23 protein-coding genes, 1 tRNA gene and 1 pseudogene are annotated in these 23,996 nt (G+C 39.9%); 14 read left to right on the top strand and 11 right to left on the bottom strand.

All coding sequences use genetic code 11. The annotated features are described in order from the left end of the window. Positions 1-25 precede the first annotated feature (25 nt). The 5 genes from R1T16_RS01160 to R1T16_RS01140 all read left to right on the top strand — a co-directional run bounded on the left by R1T16_RS01160 (position 26) and on the right by R1T16_RS01140 (position 4,742). The gene (locus R1T16_RS01160) at positions 26-550 is read left to right on the top strand and encodes a DUF421 domain-containing protein (protein WP_317499220.1); all 525 of its coding nucleotides are present in this window, start codon (positions 26-28) and stop codon (positions 548-550) included. A gap of 17 nt (positions 551-567) precedes the next feature. Next, complete coding sequence (locus R1T16_RS01155) at positions 568-1,050, top strand: ankyrin repeat domain-containing protein (protein ID WP_317499219.1); 483 nt, start codon at positions 568-570, stop codon at positions 1,048-1,050. A gap of 50 nt (positions 1,051-1,100) precedes the next feature. Continuing rightward, positions 1,101-3,638: an excinuclease ABC subunit UvrA gene (uvrA, locus tag R1T16_RS01150; RefSeq protein ID WP_317499218.1), complete on the top strand. Its 2,538-nt coding sequence runs from the start codon at positions 1,101-1,103 to the stop codon at positions 3,636-3,638. A gap of 91 nt (positions 3,639-3,729) precedes the next feature. Then, a complete protein-coding gene (locus tag R1T16_RS01145) occupies positions 3,730-3,993 on the top strand; it encodes a hypothetical protein (protein WP_317499217.1) in 264 nt (87 codons plus the stop codon). Between the two features lie 2 nt (positions 3,994-3,995). Further along, entirely contained in the window at positions 3,996-4,742 is a 747-nt protein-coding gene (locus tag R1T16_RS01140; RefSeq protein ID WP_317499216.1) for a hypothetical protein, read from the top strand. Between the two features lie 69 nt (positions 4,743-4,811). Here R1T16_RS01140 and R1T16_RS01135 read toward each other — a convergent pair whose 3' ends face one another. The 6 genes from R1T16_RS01135 to R1T16_RS01110 all read right to left on the bottom strand — a co-directional run bounded on the left by R1T16_RS01135 (position 4,812) and on the right by R1T16_RS01110 (position 11,832). Further along, positions 4,812-5,981, bottom strand: a complete 1,170-nt coding sequence (locus R1T16_RS01135; protein WP_317499215.1) for a zinc-dependent alcohol dehydrogenase — start codon at positions 5,979-5,981, stop codon at positions 4,812-4,814. A 35-nt stretch (positions 5,982-6,016) separates the two neighbouring features. Next, entirely contained in the window at positions 6,017-6,244 is a 228-nt protein-coding gene (locus R1T16_RS01130) for a hypothetical protein (RefSeq protein WP_317499214.1), read from the bottom strand. 23 nt (positions 6,245-6,267) lie between these two features. Beyond that, positions 6,268-6,588, bottom strand: coding sequence for a hypothetical protein (locus R1T16_RS01125; RefSeq protein WP_317499213.1), 321 nt, complete (start codon positions 6,586-6,588; stop codon positions 6,268-6,270). A gap of 680 nt (positions 6,589-7,268) precedes the next feature. Then, positions 7,269-10,181, bottom strand: coding sequence for a PQQ-dependent sugar dehydrogenase (locus R1T16_RS01120; protein WP_317499212.1), 2,913 nt, complete (start codon positions 10,179-10,181; stop codon positions 7,269-7,271). A 178-nt stretch (positions 10,182-10,359) separates the two neighbouring features. Next, complete coding sequence (locus R1T16_RS01115) at positions 10,360-11,376, bottom strand: LLM class flavin-dependent oxidoreductase (protein ID WP_317499657.1); 1,017 nt, start codon at positions 11,374-11,376, stop codon at positions 10,360-10,362. 72 nt (positions 11,377-11,448) lie between these two features. After that, the gene (locus R1T16_RS01110; RefSeq protein WP_317499211.1) at positions 11,449-11,832 is read right to left on the bottom strand and encodes a helix-turn-helix domain-containing protein; all 384 of its coding nucleotides are present in this window, start codon (positions 11,830-11,832) and stop codon (positions 11,449-11,451) included. Positions 11,833-12,115: 283 nt separating this feature from the next. Here R1T16_RS01110 and R1T16_RS01105 point away from each other — a divergent pair, with 283 nt between their 5' ends. The 4 genes from R1T16_RS01105 to R1T16_RS01090 are packed head-to-tail and all read left to right on the top strand — an operon-like array spanning position 12,116 to position 16,477. Next, positions 12,116-12,481, top strand: a complete 366-nt coding sequence (locus R1T16_RS01105) for a MarR family winged helix-turn-helix transcriptional regulator (RefSeq protein WP_317499210.1) — start codon at positions 12,116-12,118, stop codon at positions 12,479-12,481. A gap of 47 nt (positions 12,482-12,528) precedes the next feature. Then, positions 12,529-13,842: a TolC family protein gene (locus R1T16_RS01100; RefSeq protein WP_317499209.1), complete on the top strand. Its 1,314-nt coding sequence runs from the start codon at positions 12,529-12,531 to the stop codon at positions 13,840-13,842. Positions 13,843-13,871: 29 nt separating this feature from the next. Beyond that, positions 13,872-14,921 carry an HlyD family secretion protein gene (locus tag R1T16_RS01095; RefSeq protein WP_317499208.1) on the top strand — a complete coding sequence of 350 codons (1,050 nt, stop codon included), beginning with the start codon at positions 13,872-13,874 and terminating at the stop codon, positions 14,919-14,921. 5 nt (positions 14,922-14,926) lie between these two features. Continuing rightward, positions 14,927-16,477, top strand: coding sequence for a hypothetical protein (locus R1T16_RS01090; protein ID WP_317499207.1), 1,551 nt, complete (start codon positions 14,927-14,929; stop codon positions 16,475-16,477). A gap of 70 nt (positions 16,478-16,547) precedes the next feature. Here the strand turns inward: R1T16_RS01090 and R1T16_RS01085 are convergent, their stop codons facing one another. From R1T16_RS01085 to R1T16_RS01075, 3 genes are all read right to left on the bottom strand, one after another. After that, entirely contained in the window at positions 16,548-17,777 is a 1,230-nt protein-coding gene (locus R1T16_RS01085) for a PQQ-dependent sugar dehydrogenase (protein ID WP_317499206.1), read from the bottom strand. Positions 17,778-18,152: 375 nt separating this feature from the next. Continuing rightward, on the bottom strand, positions 18,153-18,446 hold the full coding sequence (locus tag R1T16_RS01080; protein WP_317499205.1) for a TolC family protein: 294 nt from the start codon (positions 18,444-18,446) through the stop codon (positions 18,153-18,155). 133 nt (positions 18,447-18,579) lie between these two features. After that, a complete protein-coding gene (locus tag R1T16_RS01075; protein ID WP_317499204.1) occupies positions 18,580-18,777 on the bottom strand; it encodes a hypothetical protein in 198 nt (65 codons plus the stop codon). Between the two features lie 111 nt (positions 18,778-18,888). Here R1T16_RS01075 and R1T16_RS01070 point away from each other — a divergent pair. From R1T16_RS01070 to R1T16_RS01050, 5 genes and pseudogenes are all read left to right on the top strand, one after another. After that, positions 18,889-19,711, top strand: a pseudogene (locus R1T16_RS01070) (sigma-54-dependent transcriptional regulator); the annotation flags it as partial. 17 nt (positions 19,712-19,728) lie between these two features. Continuing rightward, on the top strand, positions 19,729-19,899 hold the full coding sequence (locus R1T16_RS01065) for an ATP-binding protein (protein WP_411162013.1): 171 nt from the start codon (positions 19,729-19,731) through the stop codon (positions 19,897-19,899). Positions 19,900-20,031: 132 nt separating this feature from the next. Beyond that, positions 20,032-20,116 (top strand) — tRNA-Ser (locus tag R1T16_RS01060). Positions 20,117-20,302: 186 nt separating this feature from the next. After that, positions 20,303-21,103: an SDR family oxidoreductase gene (locus tag R1T16_RS01055; protein WP_317499203.1), complete on the top strand. Its 801-nt coding sequence runs from the start codon at positions 20,303-20,305 to the stop codon at positions 21,101-21,103. A 52-nt stretch (positions 21,104-21,155) separates the two neighbouring features. Beyond that, positions 21,156-22,067 (top strand): helix-turn-helix transcriptional regulator, encoded by a 912-nt coding sequence (locus R1T16_RS01050; RefSeq protein WP_317499202.1) that lies wholly within the window; start codon positions 21,156-21,158, stop codon positions 22,065-22,067. Between the two features lie 76 nt (positions 22,068-22,143). Here R1T16_RS01050 and R1T16_RS01045 read toward each other — a convergent pair whose 3' ends face one another. Continuing rightward, entirely contained in the window at positions 22,144-22,599 is a 456-nt protein-coding gene (locus R1T16_RS01045) for a hypothetical protein (RefSeq protein ID WP_317499201.1), read from the bottom strand. 30 nt (positions 22,600-22,629) lie between these two features. Beyond that, on the bottom strand, positions 22,630-23,874 hold the full coding sequence (gene rocD, locus R1T16_RS01040) for an ornithine--oxo-acid transaminase (RefSeq protein ID WP_317499200.1): 1,245 nt from the start codon (positions 23,872-23,874) through the stop codon (positions 22,630-22,632). Between the last annotated feature and the right edge of the window lie 122 nt (positions 23,875-23,996).

Genomic DNA, 23,996 nt, shown 5'->3' with positions numbered 1-23,996 from the left:
ATTTTAAAGAAGGTTAAATTTAAGTATGAAAGACCTGTTTTTTAAAAACTGGGACAGCCTTGCAGATATTGCATTATGCACCCTATGCGCTTTTTTTACGTTATTTATACTCGTTAGAATATCGGGTAAGCGGACATTGGCTAAACTTAATGCCTTCGATTTTATAGTGACCGTTACATTGGGCTCAACATTGTCCTCGATGATACTTAATAAGGTGACCCTGACAGAAGGCACTGTTGCTCTCACTATTATCATAATCCTTCAATACACATTAGCATGGTTATCCAGAGCTTCTCCTACTATGGAAAAGATAATCAATTGCAACCCAACGTTATTATATTATAATGGTACATTTATTAATGATGCTATGAAAAGAGAGGGCATTACAGAAGAAGAAATTTATGCAGAGATCAGGAATTTCAGGCTTGAACGACTGGATGAGGTAAGAGCGGTTGTTTTAGAACTTAACGGCGAAATATCTGTTATTAAAAAATCTTCGGTCGTAGGAGGCACTTCATCATTACACGACCTCAAAAATCAAAAACCATAAACACCCAGCTATAAAAAATGGACGAAATTACACAAGCCCTATTTGCAGCTTCACGCCAGGGAAATGTTCCTGTGCTCAAAGAAATATTTGTTCTCAAAGATAATGTTGACGTTTTTGATGAGAAAGGATTTACGCCGCTTATTATCGCAGCATATAACAATCAACCCGAAGCGGCAGGAGCACTTTTAGATGCGGGTGCCAACATAAATACACCCGACAATAGCGGTAATACTGCTTTAATGGGTGCCTGTTTTAAAGGCTATCTGGACGTTGCCAAATTACTAATTGAGCGCGGCGCAGCCATAGATGCGCAACACGGCAATGGTGGCACTGCACTAATGTTTGCAGCTATGTTTGGGCGCAACGAGATTGTGAACTTTTTACTTGAAAAAGGAGCCGACATCAGTGTAAAAGACATGCGCGGACTATCGGCTATAGACCTTGCTGCACAGCAGGGAAATACCGATGCAGTATCCAAACTGCAGACTTATCAAAAATAGGGTGTATCATAGACTTTTGCTACGTTTGCAAAGCAGAAAATCATAACATAATGGCGAAAGATCCTAAGGATAGCAATAAACAATTTACTGGATTTGTAAATGTAAAAGGCGCGCGTGAGCACAATCTTAAAAATGTTGATGTAACCATCCCCAGGGATGCGTTAGTTGTATTTACAGGTATTTCAGGTTCGGGTAAATCATCGTTAGCATTCGGTACGCTATATGCAGAGGCACAGCGCAGGTACCTTGATTCCGTTTCACCTTATGCAAGAAGGCTCTTTAACCAGATGGCTATCCCTGAAGTAGATGAAATTGAAGGCCTTCCTCCTGCTGTAGCTTTGCAGCAGCAACGCGGATCTGTCAGCACACGGTCTTCGGTAGGCAGTGTTACTACAATTTCAAACTTACTGCGAATGCTTTATTCGCGTGCAGGCGATTATCCCAAAGGACAATCCATTATATATGCAGAGGCATTTTCGCCCAATACACCGGAAGGCGCCTGCCCCGAATGCCATGGACTTGGAAAGGTATACGAAGTTACCGAAAAATCGATGGTGCCTGATGCCTCGCTAACCATCCGTGAGCGTGCTGTCGCTGCATGGCCTTTAGCGTGGCAGGGACAAAACCAACGCGATATATTGACAACTTTAGGGCATGACGTAGATATTCCTTGGAGAGACCTCCCAAAGGAAACCCGAGACTGGATACTCTTTACAGACGAACAGCCTGTTGTACCCGTATATGCTAACTACACTCCCGAAAAAGTTAAAGAGGCGCTTAAAAAGAAACTTCAACCCGATTACATGGGAACGTTTACAGGCGTAAAGCGCTATGTAATGCACACCTTTGCTAACACGCAAAGCCCTTTAATGAAAAAAAGGGTAGCCCAATATATGCTTAGCAGCGAATGTCCTTCCTGCCATGGTAAACGTTTACGAAAAGAATCGCTATCCATCAAATTTGCGGGGTTTGACATTGCAGAGATGAACAGGCTACCTCTTGAAGAAATGGTGCCACTATTTGAGGCATTTGCTACGCCTCTGGCAGATCAGCTTTCCAAATCTGATAAGGAGCACCCTGAAAAAACAATTGTTGCCTACCGCATAGCCGAAGATCTTTTAGCCAGGCTTAATGTTATTTTAGATTTGGGATTGGGTTACCTGACTTTAGAAAGAAGCACACCTACACTCTCACCTGGTGAGCTCCAAAGATTGCGCCTGGCTACACAGGTTCGCTCTAATCTTTTTGGGGTAGTTTATGTTTTAGACGAGCCGTCGGCTGGTTTGCACCCTGCCGATACAGAAGCATTACTCAGGTCTTTGGACAGGCTGAAAGCGTCCGGTAACTCACTGTTTGTTGTAGAGCATGAAATAGATGTTATTAACCACGCCGACTGGATCGTAGATGTTGGCCCTGCAGCGGGAGAATTGGGAGGCCGGGTATTATACAGCGGCCCTCCTGACGGACTAAGAAATATCGAAGCATCGGTAACGCGGCAGTACATATTCGCAGATAAAAAAACTGTACAAGAAGATATTCGCCAACCTAAAGGCTGGTTAAAACTGGCTGGTGTAACACGAAACAACCTGAATAATCTCTCTGCCGAATTCCCATTGGGTGTTTTTACCAGCGTTACAGGTGTATCAGGTTCAGGTAAAAGTAGTCTGGTTAGCCAGGTTCTTGTAGAATTAGTTGCAGAATATTTGGGAACTTCCATAAGTACAGCTGCGACTGAGGAAGAAGAAAGTCCGTTAGAACAAAATAATGTGGAAACTCTGAGCGGCAGTATTACAGCAGGAATGGAATCAATTAAACGACTTGTGGTTGTAGATCAAAAGCCTATAGGCAGGACGCCCCGCTCTAACCTTGCCACCTACACGGGCTTATTTGATAACATCCGTAAATTATTTGCTTCAACTAAACTTGCTAAATCCCGTAAATATGATGCCGGAAGATTTTCATTTAATGTTGCAAAAGGCCGTTGCCCACATTGCCAGGGAGAAGGTTTTGTGATGGTAGAACTGTTGTTTCTGCCAAGTGTATATTCTCCATGCCCTACCTGTCATGGTACACGTTACAATCCACAAACACTAGAAGTAAGGTACAACGATAAAAATATTGCAGAAGTACTGGGCATGACTGTAGACCAGGCATACGAATTTTTTAACGATGATAAATCTTCTGCGCATGCACTCGACGTAATACGGCAGGTTGGATTAGGCTATCTTAGATTAGGCCAGCCTGCCACAGAACTTTCTGGTGGTGAAGCGCAGCGTATTAAACTTGCAACAGAACTCCAGAGACAGCAGCACGGTAATACACTATATATTTTAGATGAGCCTACCACAGGCCTGCATCCGTCAGATGTTGAGAAACTTATGGTACAGCTTAAAGGGCTTGTGGCATCCGGTAACACCGTTATCGTTGTGGAACATGATATGGATGTTATCGCTGCCAGTGACTGGGTAATTGATATTGGCCCGGGAGCGGGAAGCAAAGGAGGCACAATCGTAGCTCAGGGAACGCCTGCTGCTGTAGCAAAAAGCAAGTACAGCCGTACTGCTCCTTATTTAGCGTCTCATTTATAACATTTTGAGCCGGCGATTTACCTTACGTTAATTATATGGTAATGGCGTGGTATGCCCACCATAATTGAAGTAACTTTAGTAAAAAGCAGTTATGGAAAAGCAAGTAACACTTTTTTCCCTGATGAATTTTGAATTCAGCAGGCAAAAGGAATTCCTGTTTTACACCCAGTGGGATGATGCGCTGTCTGAAGCCGATTTTAGTGAGCCGGCAGAAAAACCGGATTTTAATTATAGTATGATAATTGAATTTGAAGCTGATGAGGCTGCTCTTGAAGAAATCCGTATGACAGATACAGAATCCCTAAAAGACCTGCTGGACAAAAGTAAGATAATCAAAAAACAGTATTATATATAATTATGAGAACATTAGACATAGTAATTCGTTTAAACGGACGCCAGCAGGAATCAGAACTTGAAATAGGAAGTAATGCTAATTATAGCAACTTTTACAACTTTGTACAAAAAGCAATTGCGGATAGGTCAGCGGACATAATTCATAAAGGCGATTACTTTAGATATGATCACCATTTGCTTCCAAAAGATAATGATGCATTTAATACCTATGTCCTGTTCAGAAATATTGCTCTTAATGATTTAGAGGATGAAAATGTGATATGGAACACATTAGGACAGCAATTACAAAACCAGCGTTTTCCTGAAGTAAGAGAAAAAAATGAACATCATCAGCTAATAGAATTATCTTCTCTTGAAGAAGACAGAGTAATTGACACAGAAAATACAATAGCAGATTATGAGGATATACTTGTAAGGATAGCGGGAACCCGCGAAGAACTGGAATTTGATCCGTCAGGCGCCGAAGCAAACAAAATATTATACGACAGGCTGGCTAAACTTGTATATAACAAAGAAGCCGAAGTAATGTACAAAGGACCGAGGCTGGTATTTGATGAAAACAGGGACTTGTTTATTAATCCCGATGATTTTTCAATCTATGTGCTGTTCCGTACAAGACGTGATTATAATTATGAAAACAAAGAACAGCTATGGAATAACCTGTCAAACGATCTTAAGACCTTATCTTCTATCACATTATACAGGGCATCAAAAAACTACCAGGTAGTATTATTTACACACGATATATAACAAATAAGAAGTATGAAAAAGCAGGGCTGCTATGGCCCTGCTTTTCATGTTTTATATAAATTTATAAATCTATGCCCAAGGATCTAAAACCACCTTGACACAGCCATCTTCTTTTTTATTAAAGATGTCATAGCCGTGCGCAATTTCAGTAAGCGGTAATCTATGGGTAATGATATCATCAAGCTTCACTTTACCCTCTGTAACATATCCTAGCAGTTTGTCAATGTGTTTATGGGCAGGAGCCTGCCCTCCTCTCATGATAATACCCTTATCGAAAAACTGCCCTATTGGAAAATTGTCATAATTTACAGGATAAACCCCTAAAACCGAAACAATTCCGCCACGCCTTACCGCGCTCATACAAGCCTCAAGTACTTTTACGGATCCTTTTTCAAAGTTTACTACTGCTTTAGCCTTGTCAAGAAAACTTCTTTCGGGCTCAAAACCTACGGCATCCACACATACATCGGCACCGCGGCCCTGTGTTATAGCACGTATCTGTTCTACTACCCCTTTAGGTCCATCTTCCCATAATATAGTTTCGCAATGGGCGGTAGCTTTTGCCTTATCGAGACGGTATTGAAGCGTATCAACAATTACGACTCTGGCAGCACCCCTTAGCCATGCGCTTTTCGCAGCCATGATACCAACAGGCCCTGAACCGAAAATAGCCACAGTCTCACCCCCTTTTACTTCTCCCCAATCTATACCGGTATAGCCTGTAGGAAAGATATCAGTAAGAAATAATACCTGTTCATCAGTAAGATTATCCGGTACTACTCGTGGACCGAAGTTGGCATAGGGCACACGCACATACTGCGACTGGCCACCATCATAACCGCCATAAAGATCGGTGTATCCAAAGAGTGCACCGCCTTTTTCGGTCATTATCCCACCTTCAGGCCCATAATGCTCTGGGTTGCTATTTTCGCAATGCCCCGGCAGCTCATGGTTACAAAAGAAACAGCTGCCACAGGCAATGGGAAAAGGCACCACTACCCTGTCGCCACGTTTTAAATGCGTAACTCCTTTACCTACATCTTCAATAATCCCCATAAACTCATGTCCTAATACCATAGGCCTTGGCTGGGGTATTCCGCCTGAGAAAATATGCAGGTCAGATCCGCAAATAGCTGTAGAAGTTACCTTTAAAATAATATCATCCGGATTTAATATCGAAGGATCATCGATGGTATCACAGGAAATCTTTCCCGGACCGTGAATAACTGCTGCTTTCATACGTCGTCGGTTTGCTAATAGTTTATAAAATGATCTTAATTTGAAGTCTTGTTAAGCGTATCTCCGATGGTTGCAGATCCCGGCCCTGTTTCGTGAGCAGAAGTATCATTTGTAGCTTCGTCATTTTCAGTGGGCGTTTCGCTTCTTGAAGTCTCTGTTGGGCCATACGATTCGTCATTGTTAGACGATTTTTCTTTGCATGAATAAATGCATGTGCTAATTGTCACAATAGCAACCAGTCCAATTGTTTTAAACTTTTTCATAATACATATATTAGTTTATGTGATTACACATTTTCAGGTTCTGCAAAATCACTTATTGGGTGTTGTTCTACAGGGGCTGAAGACGATTGCGAGCCCGGCTTATCTTTTTTGTCACTTCCTTCCACTTTAACAAGTTTATTGTATAAACCCAGTAACAAAAATGGAGCAGCCCACTGCCCCACAAATAATGCGGTCTTGTCTTTTTGAAGAACTTTGAGAGTGGCAGATGCGGCCATGCTTCCTAATGCAGCCCATAAAAAAAGGTCTGACGGAAGTTTTGAAGTTTGTTTTTCGATGGCCTTTGCAACTGGCCCCTCTGAATGGTCATTTTGAATGATTGACATAGTTTTGATTTTTAGATTAAATTTTACGTTTGAAGTATTGTAAATTTAAACACTCTGTAGTTAAGCGTTTTACATCGTAACGTTAATAAGTTGTAAGACGACGTTAAACTCCAGAACAGAATTTGTGATGTAGTTAATCTCAAGTTAATTTCCGGACAGAGTAATTTTCGTATGATTTCTCATAAAACATTCATTAAGTTCAGACCCTATCTGGAAAATTAAATTATTCCGTCTAATGGGTTTGTAATGAATACAAATTATGCGCAATCATATGTCTGAAAAACATTTAGAATTCCGAGAGTCTACTATTGTGTGCCTGCGGTATTAAAATTACAGGTATCATCCTGATTATTTTTACGCTGAAATTTAAATCCTATTAGATAGCATTTTAAAATGGGACAATAGGCATTAATTCAATCAATAACACTTTTGTAACAGATTCGGATATGCCCTATTAACTAAATAATACAACAGTTAAGCACTAAGAATAAGATCAGCATATTTAAACTCCTGCGGAATAAAAGCTATTGACATAACAATCAGGAGTATACAAAATTTCAATTTTAATTTACACAAAATTTAAATAGCGCAGGAATATTAAGAAAAAACTCAAGTATGTATAAATGAAAATCCACTTCTTTCGAAGTGGATTTTCATTTAAGCACAAATTATGTAGATTATTACTGCTTTATTACGTGTACAGACTTAGTATTCTCATTAGTTTTTACAAAATATACACCTGCTGCATAATCAGTTATATCAATTAAATTTCCTGATCCTGATTTTATATTAACTCCTAGTATAGAGAATATGCTCCAGTCTAATTCTTTAGACAGATGAAACACTCCTGTTGAAGGATTTGGGTATACAGTAATTCTTTTTGAAACTTCGCCGGGAAGTTCGATTCCCGCAGTACAGTTGTGTACCATATAGGCAATGGATTTTGTATCGCTGCCACTTGTATTGCTTACCGTTAGCGACATTTGTTTCTCACCTTCTGTGGTGTAAATTACTGTATGAGGGCCTTTTCCTGCAGCAGTTTCCGGCTGGGCACCCTCGCCAAAACTCCATGTGTAGGTATCTATAGTTCCCAATGAAACCGATTCAAAATTTACTGGTGAATTAACACATCCCATTTGGGGGCTAAATTCAAAATCGGCAATTGGCGGTGCAGCGCTAACCAGCGTAAATTCCATTTTATTGATATTTACGTCGGCCTGATCAAAATACAGCCTAAGCACATGAACACCTTCGGTCAATAAAACACCGGCAACCGTTGCGTTCTGCCACGCCTGGAAACCTCCGGTATTCTGAACAGCAACAGGCCCTGTAATATCTATACCGTCTACTTCAAGGTGAAGCGTTTTATTATTGTACGGCGTAGAAATCCTGAATTTAATATCATAATCGCCTGTAGTATTAACTTGTGTCGTATACTTAAGCCATTCATTTGATGCCACATAAGCTATGTTATATCCACCCTCATTACAAACTTCGGTACCTACTCCGTCACCGGCCCGGTATTGGTTGTCACCTCCTCCATTGCTGTCAAAATAGGCAGCAGGTCCAATGTCATAATTCTCAGCTTCAACAATTCCGGGAATCTGCGCTATTATGCCAAGGTAGGGCGCATTATCCAATGTTGTTTGAGTATAAAATGCCGTATAAGTCGCAGTGCCGGCAACCGGCGCCTGAAAGTTTTGGTTCGCAGTTCCTCCCTGACTCCAGTTGTCAAAGTCATATCTTACGTTTCCCATATATTGAGGCGTAGGCGCATTAAGCGTCTGTAATGCTGCATTTGCAACAACTTTTCGTGTTGCAGGTGCTGTTACCGGTTTTTGGTTTAATTCTAAATTTAGCAGAACCGGAGAGCTCGTTACCGTAACATCCACGAGGTTAGGGTGAACATCTACAAAAGTGCTGCTTGTAAGCCCGTCACTATCTGTTACTGTTACCGTGAACCTGTACCACACGTTTGGTGTTTTTTCACCCTGGTTAGATGCAATAAAATTTCCTGATTTTACACCCTGAGGACTAGCGCCCGGATGCGAGTGCCCCGCTCCCGGTACATCTTCATGAAAAAGATCTATACTCCATGAAAAAGCGCTTGCAGGCAATACACCATCTTCAACATCAGTTGCGGCCGCTTCAAAATAAATTGAATCATCGGCATTCCATGTTAGTGAAGTTAATGGCAAAAGAATTTCAACTTCGGGCGAATTGGTAAATGGCACCACCGTAAGCACTGCCTGATTACTTGTTACCGTACCAGCAGTATTGGTAACAATAACCCTGTAGTTTCCTGCATTAGCCATTGTTACTGATGGAATGGTATAACTTGCCGAAGTTGCCCCATTAATATTCACATTGTTAAACTGCCATTGATACGTTAAACCCACCCCACTTGCACTAACGGTAAATGTTGCCGGATAAGTCTCCATTATTGTTTGTGATAATGGCTGGTTAACTATTGTTGGCGCTGCTGTCGCAATATAATTCAGCTTTATTAAAGCGCCGTTATTGCCATAGCTGCAATAATAGATATACCCGTCATTACCCAGCATCATTCCCAACGCATATTGCTGCGGGGAGTCAAAAATAATTGTTGAGACCGGATTAGCAACATTTGGATCAAATGAACGTATTTCGGTATTTACATAATCTTTAAATATGAAAAGACCCTGAAGATTGGGATATTGCGGGGTCAAGGGGTTGTAAAGCAAACCATTCGTAATGGCATTTCCTATACTTCCTGTTGCATAGGTAAAAATTGGATTAGTAAACATATTGGTTTCCGGCTGAACTCCGTCACCACCCTGCGGGTGTCCCCACGCATAATTACGGATTGCAGGGTTGCTAATCTCATTGATCTCTTCCCATGAAGTACCAACGTCCAATACGTATAGCTTATTAGCAACTGCATTAGGAACCAGCCTCCACGGATTCCTGAAACCATATACCCAGATACTCTGTTTTTGCACAGAGCCATTCCCATAAAAAGGATTACCCGGCGCGGGAAGCCCGTCTTCTGTAATTCTCAAAATTTTTCCTTTATAAGTATCCAGATCCTGTGAGTTAGTGTTTTGCTGGCTGTCGCCAACAGTAACATAAAGGTAGCCGTTAAAGAATTTCAGGTCGCCTCCGTTATGAAATCCACCGCCAATTGGCTCTAAAAGTAATATTTCCTGTGTACCAATCACCTGATTTGCGGCATCAATCTGTTTTCTCTCTATCCTGTGTCGTATTAAACCCCCATCGTTAATTGAATAGAATACATAAATGTAACCGTTTGCAGCAAAGTCAGGATGCAGTGTAAGGCCCAGCAAACCCTGTTCGTTATCGGTAACTGTAGAAACTGTAAATACATTGCTAACACTACCATTCTGATACACTTTTACTATACCGCCTCTTTCTGCTATAAAAATTCGCCCGTCTGAAGACTGCTCCAGCGACAAACCTTCTTTAATGATGGCTGTCGGGGCAATGTTCTCTGTAATATACTGGCTGTTAGACTGCCACGACAATAGCAAAAAGAAGCTGACCAATAAAAATTGAAAAGGCCTCTTTTTAAATCCGGGTATTGATTGTTTCATAATTATTTAGAATGATTGTTTATTTGTTGTCTCAAATTTAAAGGTTTTTCCTGCTACCAGCTTCAAAAAATTCGCTTATTCCTACAAATAAAAAAAGCCGGCATTTTGCCGGCTCCTTTTCTATTTATTAGGTGTAACAGCCTTAGCTGTTACAGATTTTTTAATGATTAATAAATTATTAAATGTCGTTAACCTCTATTTCCTTCATTATTTCTGCAAGTATCTCAAGAGACCTGATCCTGTCGGCATGGTCATACATATTACTTACTACCATCAATTCATCAACGCCTGTATCCTGAATAAATTTATCAATTTGCTTAGCAACGGCTTCCTTTCTGCCTACAAAAGAATACTTCAGCATTTCGCGCACTGTGGGATTATGCTGGATCATCATTAATTCATCGGTCATTTCCATAGGTGGCTGCAAAGCTTCCCTCTTACCTGTTAAAATTCCAACAAACATACGTATTAGTGATGTGAAATTCCTTTCGGCTGCTTCGTCGGTATCGGCTGCAATAACATTTACACCTGCTATTGTATAGGGTTTATCAAGATATTGTGATGGCTGGAATTCCCTTCTGTAAATATCTAATGCATCATGAAGCATACCTGTAGCAAAATGGCTTGCAAAAGCATACGGCAGACCCATTTTTGCTGCAAGGTGTGCACTATCAAGGCTGGAACCTAAAATATAGACTGGCACATTTACTCCCTCGGCAACAACAGCCCTTACCTGCGACCATTCGTTATCCTCAGAAAAATATTGTTGAATCTGCTCTATCTCACCTCCAAAGTTTTGTACAGCCTGCATCCTGTCGCTGCGAATGGCATGAGCCGTAACCTGATCTGTGCCGGGCGCACGGCCAAGACCAAGATTGATCCTGTTTGGATATAGTCTTCCTAATGTACCAAATTGCTCTGCTACAATAAGTGCTGAGTGATTAGGCAGCATTATACCACCTGAGCCTACCTGTATGCTTTGGGTATGTCCTGCAATATGGCCTATTAGAATCGAGGTCGCTACACTGGCAACATGAATCATATTATGATGCTCTGCCAGCCATAGCCTTTTGTATCCTATTTGCTCTGCTTTTTGGGCGAGGTCAACACTATTTTTAAGTGTTTGTTCTATTGTTACCCCATCAGATACTATTGCAAGCTCGAGTATAGAGTAAGCTATTTCTTTTTTGTTTATTTCCATGATGTATTAAGAGAGCCAATCAGTCTAAGCTAATCAACTGCTATAATTTAGATCTGCTGAAACAGATCATTTTGTTAATGTATTTTCATAATTTTCCCTTGAAGCTTTAATTTCAGGCATATGTTCATTAGCCCAGTCATATAAGGTCATAAGGGGTGGCACCAGGCTTTCACCCAGCGATGTCAATGTATATTCTACCCTTGGGGGTATCTGAGAGTATATTTTTCGTGAAACTAATCCGTCTGCTTCAAGAGTTTTAAGGGTCACTGTCAGCATCTTTTGAGAAATATTATCTATATGCTGATGCAATTCATTAAAGCGCAGCGTCCCATAGTGATTAAGCATAATGACAGTAAGCATAGACCACTTGTCCCCTATCCTGTTCAAAACATCTTTTACGGGACAGTCGTCCCCATTATTTTCACATTTCCGTAAGCTTTCTTTACTCATATAATTCTAATAACCATATTATTACTGAATTCCTTTCCGGTTGGAATCACAGAATGTTTTCACAATGCAAATTTATGGTAAAATCCTTTAGTTACCAAAGGTAAGTAAGTTAAAAAAGGTTATCAAAAATTCAGCCTAAAATTAATTCACATAAAAAATGGTTTAAGTATGAACTAATTAGTGTACCTTTGCACAGCTTATGAATGATACAGATAATATTTTACTTATGACCCAATTTGTGGATGCTGTGATTACTGCCAGGCAATCCATAAAATCTTTTCTCATGCCACGTATAAAGGAGCTGCACGGCCATGAAATAAGCTATGAGATGTTTCAGGTAATTTATGTATTATGGAGGAAGAATGAGGTAAACCAGCAGGAAATTGCTAACGCCGTTCAAAAAGGCAAAGCCAGCATAACCCCGCTTATAGACAATCTATGCCGAATAAAACTCGTGACACGTACTGAAGATATCAACGACAGGCGAAACAAGATCATATCCCTTACCCCTGAGGGCAAATTGTACAAACAAAAGTTTGATCCATTAATGAAGGAATTTTATAACATTTTTCAGGGCGATATTCCTGATGGGAAAATCAGGGAAGTCATGGCCATACTTCTTCAGGCTAGTAATAATCTAAACAAATAATTTTTTCGACCTAATAGTTCAACCTTTAACAGTATAAGAGTATACTAATGAATTCATTATTTAAAATTACGGTGTTTGCCGTGTTCATCTCCTGCAGTGCAGCAGCACAAGACACTATCCCCCGGGTTATAAAAATTGATGAACTTTTTGACCTCGCATCCCAAAACAGTAAAAAGCTGTCAATTTCAAAACACGGAATTGAAATAAGCAGGCAAAAGACAGAAATTGCAAAATCTGCCAGACTTCCCGAACTTGAAATATCGGCTAAGGTTGGCTACATAAGCAACGCGGTAGTACTGGAACCAAATTTTAGCTATATGGAGAGTATTAATATTCCGCACTTTAGCAATAATTATGATTTTGAGGCCAGCCAGCTGCTATACGCAGGTAATAGCATAAATGCATCTATAAGCAAATCAGAACTTGAGGAAAAGCTTTCTGAACTTAGCTATGATAAAGATAGCGAGACTATAAAAATAATGTTGTTAGGCCGTTACCTTGAGTTATATGCATTACACAATCAGCAAAGGGTATATAAAACTAACATAGCCCTTGCAAAAGCCGTATTCAAAAACATAACCAGCCTGCACAAACAGGGAATGGTTACAAAAAATGACATTATACGCAGTGAATTGCAGATTACAGAGCTGGAACTACAGGCTAACAAAGTAGATAATTCCATATCAATTATAAATCGTGAACTATGTGTTGTTTTGGGACTTGATGTAAAGACAAAGATTATTGTTGACCCCGCCCTAAAAATGGCAGAAGAAAAAGAAGAAACATTTGATGTAAATCTCAGTAATGCTTTTAACCAGACACCTGCAATGAGGGCTACTGCGATCCAGGAAGAAATTGCCGAAAAGAATATAGCCATTGCAAAAGCAGAGCGCATACCTACACTTTCCTTATACGCGACAAATGGAATGGTTCGCCCCTACATCTATGTACTTCCTCCATTAAATAATTATGTAAACCTGTATCAGGTTGGTATAAAACTCTCTTATAATATTTCTTCCATCTATCACGCCAAAGAGCATATTCACCTGGCTGAAATACAAAAAACTATCCAAAGGGAGCAGACAGAGCTTATCCGCCAGCAGACGGAACTGGAAGTTAATGCTGCATACATAAAATTTCGCGAAGCAAAACAGGAAATGATTACGCGAGAAAAAAGCAGGCTGCTTGCCGATGATAACTACAGGATAGTCGAAAAGAAATACCTGAACCAGTTAGCTCTTTTTACTGATATGCTGGATGCCAGTTCCGCTAAACTATCGGCAGAGCTCAATCACAGCAACGCAGGCATAACCGTTGTATACCAATGGTACGAGCTGCAAAAAGCTACCGGAAAATTATAACAAAAAACATCTACAGAAATACAAAACGTATGCAAACCAAAGAACAAAAACGCAAAAAAAAGATAGTCATACTAAATTCCCTGTCAGTATTCATCATAATAGCAGCCCTTATTTGGGGAATTACCGTTTTCTTCCATATAGGCAACTCATTATTTACAGACGATGCACAGGTAGAATCATACATTAACCCTATCAACACTAGGATACCGGCTTACATAAAAGAGATAAGGTTTACAGAACACCAACAGGTAAAAAAAGGTGACACACTTATAATTCTTGACGATAGTGAATATAAGATCCAAAAGGAACAGGCTGCCTCATTGCTAGCAGATGCATTGGCTAACAAAGACGCTGCAAGCTCCGATTCTGATATAGCCCATAACGGCATTACAATTGCCAATGCCAACCTGGAAGAGTTAAAAGCACGGTTACTAAACATGGAAACTAACTACAAAAGATACCAGAACCTTCTTAAAGAAGATGCTGTTACTCAATATCAGTTTGACCAGATCAAAACAGAGCTTGACGCAATGCGTGCAAAATTCCATGCGTTGCAGGGGCAGCACAAAACGAACCAGCTTACTACAGACGAAACAGGCCATAAAGTTATCGCCGCTGCTGCCAATGTTCAAAAAGCACAGGCATCTCTTGATATGGCAAAATTAAATTTATCCTACACGGTAGTAACAGCACCTTACGACGGGGTCGTAGGACGAAGGATAGTTGAAGAAGGACAGCTTGTTCAGGCAGGACAGCAATTGGTAAGCATCGTACGCGATAATGAAAAATGGGTAACCGCTAATTATACCGAAGACCAGATTGCAAAACTGCATTTAGGAACACCTGTAACTATTAAGATAGATGCTTTACATGGAAAAACGTTTACAGGGAAAGTTACAGCAATATCTGAAGCAACAGGAAGTCGTTATTCTGCAATTCCTGTTGATAATTCTACAGGAAATTTTGTAAAGGTGCAGCAGCGAATCCCTGTAAAAATCGCATTTACTGACAGCAACACAACTGGTGACCTCGACCTGCTGATAACAGGGATGAATGCCGAAGTGATAAAAGCAGAGTAATTACAATGGATAACAGAATTTTTTTTAATCGCATACCTCAGAAAATGGATTTCTGGTTCCTGCTGTTTCTCAACATCATACTAGCCTTCAGCAGTGGGATACCCACAACTATAGCGCCTTATCTTATTGGAGACCAAAGCGCTGTACCCGCCGACGTTACCATGGCCGGATTCGCCTATTTTACCGGAATGGCCTGTATGTTTCCAATCATTTTAAGGCTTAAGCAATTTACAAACACAAAGCTTATTTTAGGTTGTTCATTTCTCGCGCTGCTTTTCTTTAATTTTCTACTTTCTGTTTCAAACGCACCACTTATTATGATCATGGCGTCCTTTGCCATAGGGTGTGTGAAAATGCTCGCAACATTAGAAATTGTGCTATCCCTTATCCCTATTTTAATGCCTAAGGGTGAGCGCTATCAGCTATATTGCATCTACTACCCATTGTCTATGGTTTTTGGTCCGGTTTCAGGACTTTTGGCTGCCTATCTGGCCGATACCGTCAACTGGCATTACAGCTTTCATGAACAAAACTTTTTTATTTTCATTGGCCTGCTTATCATTGTACTTTTTGTGCATCCCGAAAAAAGGTCTAAAAAAATCCCATTAGTGCAATTTGACTGGCTGGGTAATATTTTCCTGGTAATCTCCCTCCTCTTGATGTGCTATGTAATGAGCTATGGTTTAATGCAGGATTGGTTTGCTTCGGTAAAAATACAGGCTGCCACAATAGGGAGCATTATAGCATTACTTACTTTTTTACACAGCAATATGCGCAACAAAAGGCCAATTATCAACTTTACAACTGTAGCTTCATGGCATGTATTGTGCGGCGTTTTTGTACTTTGTTGTTTGTGCATGCTATTTAATACTGGCTCCCTTACATCACCTTTTTTAGCAATAGTATTTAAAAATAACCCGCTAGAAAGCGCTAAAATAAATACTTACGGAACAGTGGGGTACCTTTTTGGCAGTTTCCTCTGTTTTCTATACTACAGAAAGTTCATGAATTTTACGCCCATGGCAGCAACTGCATGTGTATTGTTTTTAGTTTCAAACCTTGGCATGTATTATATCACAACCATAAATGCTTCGCCAAATGATCTTTTTTTGCCGATGTTCTTTAGGGCGATGGCTACCATAATTACCTATATCAGCGTTGGTATCTATATTACAAGCAACATACCATTAAACTATTTTAATGACGTTACGATGTTCCTAATCGCCGTGCGCACATTGTTAGTCCCTGTTGTGGCCTCTGCCCTTTATTCAAACTGGCATTATCATGAACAGATCAAATATACCACCAGACTGGCAAACACAATGGATGCTTTAAATCCTTTGGTGGCAGTAAGGAATACACAACTCGTTTCTTCGGTAAAAGTTCAGGCATCACTGCTTGCCTTACGCGACATCTACGGAGCGTTAATAATAATGAGCCTCGTTTTACTGGTAATCATACTTTTTATACCGTTTCACGGTTCAAATAAGCGAATTATATTTAATTGGCGGGATCCACTTCATGGAAAGGAAGCTGCACAAGCCATAACTGTGTAATAAAAATGAGGCTATCTAAAAAACTAGATAACCTCATTTATACTATAATTATTGATATGCTAAAGCTATCTTATTGCTTATCGATCTTATACAACCTTCCCTGATCTGTAATCGCATATAATGCACCGTCCGCTGCCTGGGTAACATCTCTAAATCGCTGGTTTTCGCCGGCAAGAAGCCTTTCTTCACCAACAACTTTATTGTTATTATCAATAACAAGCCTTACGATATGAGAACCACTAAGCGCACCGATAAAAAGGTTATTTTGCCATTCTGGTATTTTATTGCCTTTGTAGAACGTCATGCCGCTTGGCGAGACCACAGGATCCCAGTAATATACCGGTTGCTCTAATCCATCCTGCTGCTGAATAGCAGCACCAATAGGTTCGCCGCTATATTCAATACCATACGTAATTGTAGGCCATCCATAGTTTGCACCTGCTTTAACACGGTTTATTTCGTCACCTCCTCTTGGACCGTGTTCACTTTGCCACAATTCTCCGGTAACAGGATGTAATGCTATCCCCTGCGGATTCCTGTGACCTATACTAAACAATTCCGGCAATGCGCTTGTTCCTGTAAAACCAGGGTTTCCGGCAGCAGCCTGGCCGTTTGTGTCTATTCTTATAATTTTTCCAAGACCAGATGATACAGATTGCGCCAGTGGTCGTGTCTCCAGTACCGAACGCTCTCCCGTACTTACATACAAATTACCTGTCTTATCAAACAAAATGCGCCCACCGTAGTGAAGCACGCTGCTGTTTGCCGGATTAGCACGGTATATAACCGTAGCTGATTCGATAGCAGTATCATTATCCGAAAGCCTTCCTTTAGCTACAGCAGTAAGATTACCACCGGCAGCTGCTTCAGAGAAAACCCAATATACCATCCTGTTGTTTGTAAAATCAGGATCGATACAAATACCTAATAATCCGCCCTGTCCTTCAGGATTAACCGCAGGAAGTCCTGTAATAGGATTACCTACATTACCTGCCTGTGTTACAATACGCAGCGCACCGCCTTTTTCAGTAATTAAAAGACGTCCGTCTGGTAAACTCGTAATTCCCCACGGCGATGATAATGCAGATGTAATGACTCCCGAGGTATACGGTGTTGTAGTCTGCGCCCCATTAGCTCTTGTCTGTCCTGCAAAAGCCGGTTGGTAATTAGTGTTAGGCACTTCAGTCTCTACCGGCGGGCCTGTGGCAACCGGAACATTTGAAGTTTTGTCATCATCTCCGCATCCTGTCAAAGAAAGAACAGCAGCAGAAAGAGCTGTAAAATACATTGGTCTTCTCATAAAATATTTATTTTTTTTGTTGGTAACTATGAACGCCCCCGTTCACATTTTTTAAAAATAGCAGTTGACTCTTACAAATAAAAATCTGTTAAGTTTATTTTAGGATTTTTATACTATAAATAAAGCCTCCCGTAATGGAAGGCTGTAAATTTAAAAGCCCGTTTATTTACTGTAATTAAAAAGTATTTAACTCAATAAATTTTAATTTTAGCTGCAAATATTTAACGGTATATCCCGCTTTAAGCAATTCATATTCAGTTGTAAGCAATTGATTTTTTGATGATGTAAAAACAATAGCTTCTATAAGGCCGCTACTAAATTTTGCCTGAGTAGTTTCAAACGATTTTTGGGCATATGACCTTGTTTGCTCCAGTTTTAATGCAAGGTTTCGTTTTGATATTTTTTAGCCGTTTCCTGTTCAATCAGCTGGCGCAGCTTTATCTTTTCCTGTTCTGCCTCAACATTCTTTTTCTGAAACTCAAGCTTTGCAAGCTGAACATTGCGGCTGGTTTTAAAACCGTTAAATATTGGCATGGAAAATCTTAGGCCTATATAATGATTCTTGTTATCGTTAATTTGTGTCCAAAACGGATTTACAACGTTGCCCGGCTGATTTAAAGGAAGATAATAGAATGAAGAATAAACGTAAAAAGCGCCTATTACCGGCAAATAGCATTTCTTTCTATAGCAATGTTTTTCTTTGCAACATCAGATGCAAATTGTGCAAAATGTATCTTTGGGTAATGCTGTAAAGCGTTTTCATAAATTACTGCTGCCTCTTTTTGGGAGAGATCAACCTCTTCTATCGCGGCGAAATTAATAGTATCAGATTTATATCCATAACGTTCATAAGTTGTAATACCGCCAGTTTATGATTAAAAAGCAACTGTATCGTTTGGGTTATAGAATTGTCTTCCTGGTTATAGCTAACCTGCATATCATAAAGATTGCCTTTCGGCTTACTACCTATGTTTACATCTTTTTGTGTCCATTTTAGCATATTTATCTTACAATAGTGCAATATTGTGCCACAATTTTAAAAGTTGCAAACAACTGAATAACAGTGATTGAAAATTTGACAAAATTTAGGAGTGTCCAAAAACGTATAGTAATGAAAAAAACACAGGCAGCAATTTTAGTCATCGATGACCAGGAAGCCATACTTTGTGCCTCAAAAATGGTTTTAAAAAAACATTTTGAGACCATTTATACGCTGAACAACCCTAAAATACTGGATGCGCTTGCCGAAAACCCTGTTGATGTGGCGATGCTTTGATATGAATTACCGCATAGGCTTTGAGGATGGGCGCGAAGGTATTTATGCCCTTAAAGAGATAAAAACTTTTTCTCCGCAAACCGTAGTAATTCTCATGACGGCTTTTAGCAAAGTAGAAACTGCCGTTGTGGGAAGTAAACTTGGTGCTTTTGATTACATACTTAAACCGTGGGATAACGAAAAACTGATTAATATAGCAAAATTGGCGGTTGAAGAAAGCAGGAAAGAACGCAAAAAAGAAGCCAATCTTCCTAAAAAAGAATTGGTTTTCTTTGGCGAATACACAGTTATAAAACGTGCGTATGCATTAGCCGAAAAAGTTGCCAAAACAGAAGCAAACGTATTGATATTAGGCGAAAACGGTACAGGTAAATATGTAATGGCAAATTATATACATTAACATTCAAATCGCGCCTCGCATCCATTTATGCATGTTGATTTAGTTTCCCTGAGCGATAGTATTTTTGAAAGTGAACTCTTCGTTTATTCTAAAGGAGCATTTACGGATGCCAAGGTCGATAGTCCGGGACGTTTTGAACTCGCTAATAATGGTACTATCTTTCTCGATGAAATAGGTAACGTTCCGCTGCACCTGCAGTCTAAGCTGTTACAGGTTATACAGAACAGGTTCGTTATCCGGTTAGGCGAAGCAAACGCACTGATACCGGCAATGGTATTGACACTGGTATAAAAGACAAGATATTTTTACCATTTTTTACCGCCCGAACAGAAGGTGCCGGTATTGGCCTTACCCTGTCTAAAAATATAATTGAAGCCCATGGCGGCTACCTTAATTACCTGACTGAAAAGGACTCAACAACTTTTACAATTTGTCTTATAGAATAAGCTGTTAAAAACACAATAACAGGCTAATTATTTTTCGAAATTTATGCGATAAATAAAAGTACTATTTATTTGCAGAAACGAAAAACCTTGTTATATTTGCAACCGCAATGAGCAATTGTTGCGAGACTTACTGGAGAAATGGCAGAGTGGTCGATTGCGGCAGTCTTGAAAACTGTTGACTGTAACAGGTCCGGGGGTTCGAATCCCTCTTTCTCCGCTGAAAATCAAACCTTTAAATAGCGATATTTAAAGGTTTTTTTATTTAGTATTAAAAGGTATCGCTTAAACCTAACCTAAATCTGTTCCTATGTTACCTACGATATGGACACTATGAACTACGATATGGATACATGCGAAACCTCTTTCCTTCCGAATTTTGCTTTATAATTTAAATAGCAAAACAATGAAAACCATTTTTATAACAGGGGCATCATCGGGATTGGGTAAAGCAACAGCAAAACTATTCCATTCAAAAGGCTGGGCTGTAATTGCAACAATGCGTTCGCCAGAAAAAGAGATTGAGCTGACTAAACTATCAAATGTGACGCTCCTACCACTGGATGTAACCAACCTGCAACAGATCAAGCAAACGGTAAATGAAGCTGTCTCAACGCATAATATAGACGTTGTGTTTAATAATGCCGGATATGGCCTTATGGGTGCGTTGGAAGTTCTGACCGACGAACAGATACTCAACCAGGTAAATACTAACCTGCTAGGTGTGATCAGGGTTACACAGGCTTTTATACCTTACTTCAGGCAAAAAAAGGCCGGCCTGTTTATAAGCACAACGTCAATGGGTGGTTTTATGGGATTCCCACTGCATTCATTGTACCATGCAACTAAATTTGGTGTAGAAGGGTGGTCAGAAAGCATGTCGTTTGAACTGGGCCAGTACAATATTGGTATAAAAACGATTGCCCCTGGTGGAATAGTTACCGATTTTTTAGGCAGATCTCTTGAAAGCACTTCTCATCCGGCATATAAAGGGCTTGAAGTTAAGCTTTTTGGTAATATTGATGCTATGATGGAGAGTGCCGCAACCGCAGACAAAATAGCCGAAGTTGTTTATGAAGCAGCAACCGATGGCAAAGACCAGGTACGATATGTAGCGGGAACCGATGCCAATACGATGTTTGCAAGGCGTAACGAAATAGGTGCTGAAGATTTTAGAAAAGAGATAGGTAAGCAATTATTTGGGTAAATTTGTACATAAGTCCATTCGCTTAAGAGTAGTAATCCAGAAGTGATATACCATGACAATAATTAATTCCATAAATGATTTTCATCAGCTAACAGGACTTCCTGATCCTCACCATCCGTTAATAAGTATTGTGAATGTTGCAGATATGCATCTTGAGTACGTTAATACCTGGAAGCAGTTTGCATTAAACTTTTACTGCATTTCGCTTAAAAGAAATGTAGCTACAAAAGTGAAATACGGTCAGCAGTATTACGACTACGATAAAGGGTTAATGACTTTCATTGCACCCAGACAGGTACAATCGCTTGACGCAAACACCCCTGAGGAATTAAAGTCTGCTCAGGGAAATGGCCTCACATTACTTATACATCCTGACTTTTTATATGGGCATCCACTGGCAACTAACATAAATAATTATAAATTTTTCTCTTATGCTGTTAATGAAGCCCTGCACCTGTCTGATAGAGAGGAAAAAAATATTGTAGCGATTTTTGAAAAGATAAATGAGGAGCATCAACATATAGATAGCCACACACAGGATATTATACTATCCCAGGTCGGTTTGATGCTAAATTATAGTAAGCGCTTTTATGAAAGGCAGTTTATTACCCGAAAAACAGCAAGCCACGACCTGCTTTCTAGAATGGAGTTGTTACTTAACAGGCACTTTGATAATGACGAGACTTTAAAAAGCGGTTTGCCTACTGTAGATTATGTAGCCGGAAGCCTGAATGTGAGCGCACATTACTTAAGTGATATGTTACGGTCTGTAACAGGACAGAGTGCACAGCAGCATATACATGATAAACTTATAGAGAAGGCAAAAGAATATCTCTCAACAACAGGTCTATCTGTGGCTGAAATCGCCTATCAATTAGGTTTTGAATATCCGCAGTCTTTCAACAAGCTCTTTAAAAAGAAAGTATTGATATCACCTTTGGAATTTCGCCAGACATTTAATTGATACATCATTCAGAAAATAAAAAATCCCGTAAAACCAAAGTCAGATTTTACGGGATTTGTATTCTATATCTGACGGCTTATATTCCTCGTGCTGATGCAACTGAAGCTGCAAAAATGCCAACAAACCCTATATAAGATACAATCCATATAATAGTAAGGATACCAGACCATAAGAAATAAGATTTCAGGTTGCCGAAAGCCTTCGTAATTCCCTGTGTATTATTTTCTAAAACTGCCTGTTTTGTTGTAGTGGCAAATTTAAAAAGATAAAATACCGGAAAGAATAACAGTATAATAAAAACGAGCATCGTAACCCCTAACGAAATTGCAGACATTAACCCGGCTGCGCCCGGCATTGCTTTAAAAGCATCTCCTGCAGTCATAATTGCCAGAGAGCCTAAAAGACCAAACGCAATGCACACAAATCCTACAATAGAGAGGAACATCCCCCAGCCTGCCGCTGATTTTAAAAAGCCCTTTGCAGTTTCGGTAATCTGCATTTCAAAAGTTTCAAATGATGAATTGGTTTCCATTATATTGGGTAGTTAGTGAACTGTAAAAGTTTATTTTTCGAATGCCGCCAGTGTTTTGGTAATAATAGCAACACAGTCTAAAAGCTGTTCTTCAGTCATTACTAACGGCGGCGCAAAACGGATAATATTACCATGTGTAGGCTTTGCTAAAAGGCCATTATCTTTTAATGCAACGCAAATATCCCATGCAGTAGAGCTGTCTTCATCGTCGTTTATAACAATAGCATTAAGAAGGCCTTTACCCCTTACCAGCGTTACAATATTACTTTCAGCAATATATTCATCTATTTTATCACGGAAAAGCTGCCCCATTGCATCGGCATTTTCGGCAAGTTTTTCATCCTGTACCACTTCAAGGGCTGCTATAGCAACCGCAGATGCTACAGGGTTACCTCCAAAGGTAGATCCGTGCTGACCCGGTTTGATTACATTCATTATCTCATCGTTAGCCAGTACTGCCGATACCGGATATGCACCTCCTGAAAGCGCTTTACCTAATATAAGGATATCAGGCTGAACATTTTCATGGTGAACTGCAAGCAGTTTACCTGTACGCGCAATACCTGTCTGGACTTCATCAGCAATAAAAAGCACATTATGGGCTGCACATAGTTGTTTTGTTTGGGCTAGATAGCCTTCGGCAGGAACATATACACCTGCTTCACCCTGAATAGGCTCCACAAGAAATCCTGCTATATTTTTTTCAGATTTCAGTACCTCTTCAAGCGCCTGAACATCATCATAAGGTATCTTAATGAACCCGGCTGTATAAGGGCCGAAGTTTTTCCTTGCATTCTCATCGTTAGAGAACGAAATGATCGTTGTTGTCCTTCCGTGGAAATTGTTTTCGCACACTATGATTTTAGCTTCCTGCTCTGCAATTCCTTTTTTCTCGTAAGCCCATTTACGGCAAAGCTTAATGGCTGTTTCCACCGCTTCAGCCCCCGTGTTCATTGGCAGCACTTTGTCAAAACCAAAGTATTTGGTAACAAACTCTTCATACCTGCCCAACTGGTCGTTGTAAAACGCTCTTGAGGTAAGGGTTAATGTCTGTGCCTGTTTAACCATGGCATCTACAATCTTTGGGTGGCAATGCCCCTGGTTTACCGCTGAATAGGCTGATAAGAAATCATAATATTTTTTGCCTTCAGCATCCCATACATTTACACCTTCTCCCCTGCTTAAAACTACCGGAAGCGGGTGGTAGTTATGTGCCCCGTACTTGTCTTCTAAAGCAATGGCATCAGCCGAGCTTAATTTTTCTAAAACTGACATTAGTCGTATTGTTTTTGTTTTTCAAACAGCAATTCCTTCTTATTGGAGAGAAATCATCCTTATTGAGCCTGCAAATTAACAAAAATAAAATTATCCGCTATTTAATCTGCATTAAATGCAAT

Source organism: Flavobacterium sp. DG1-102-2 (assembly GCF_033042555.1).
Lineage (GTDB): Bacteria > Bacteroidota > Bacteroidia > Flavobacteriales > Flavobacteriaceae > Flavobacterium.
The sequence above is the reverse complement of the archived record's forward strand: the minus strand, read 5'-3'. Positions and strand labels throughout refer to the sequence as shown.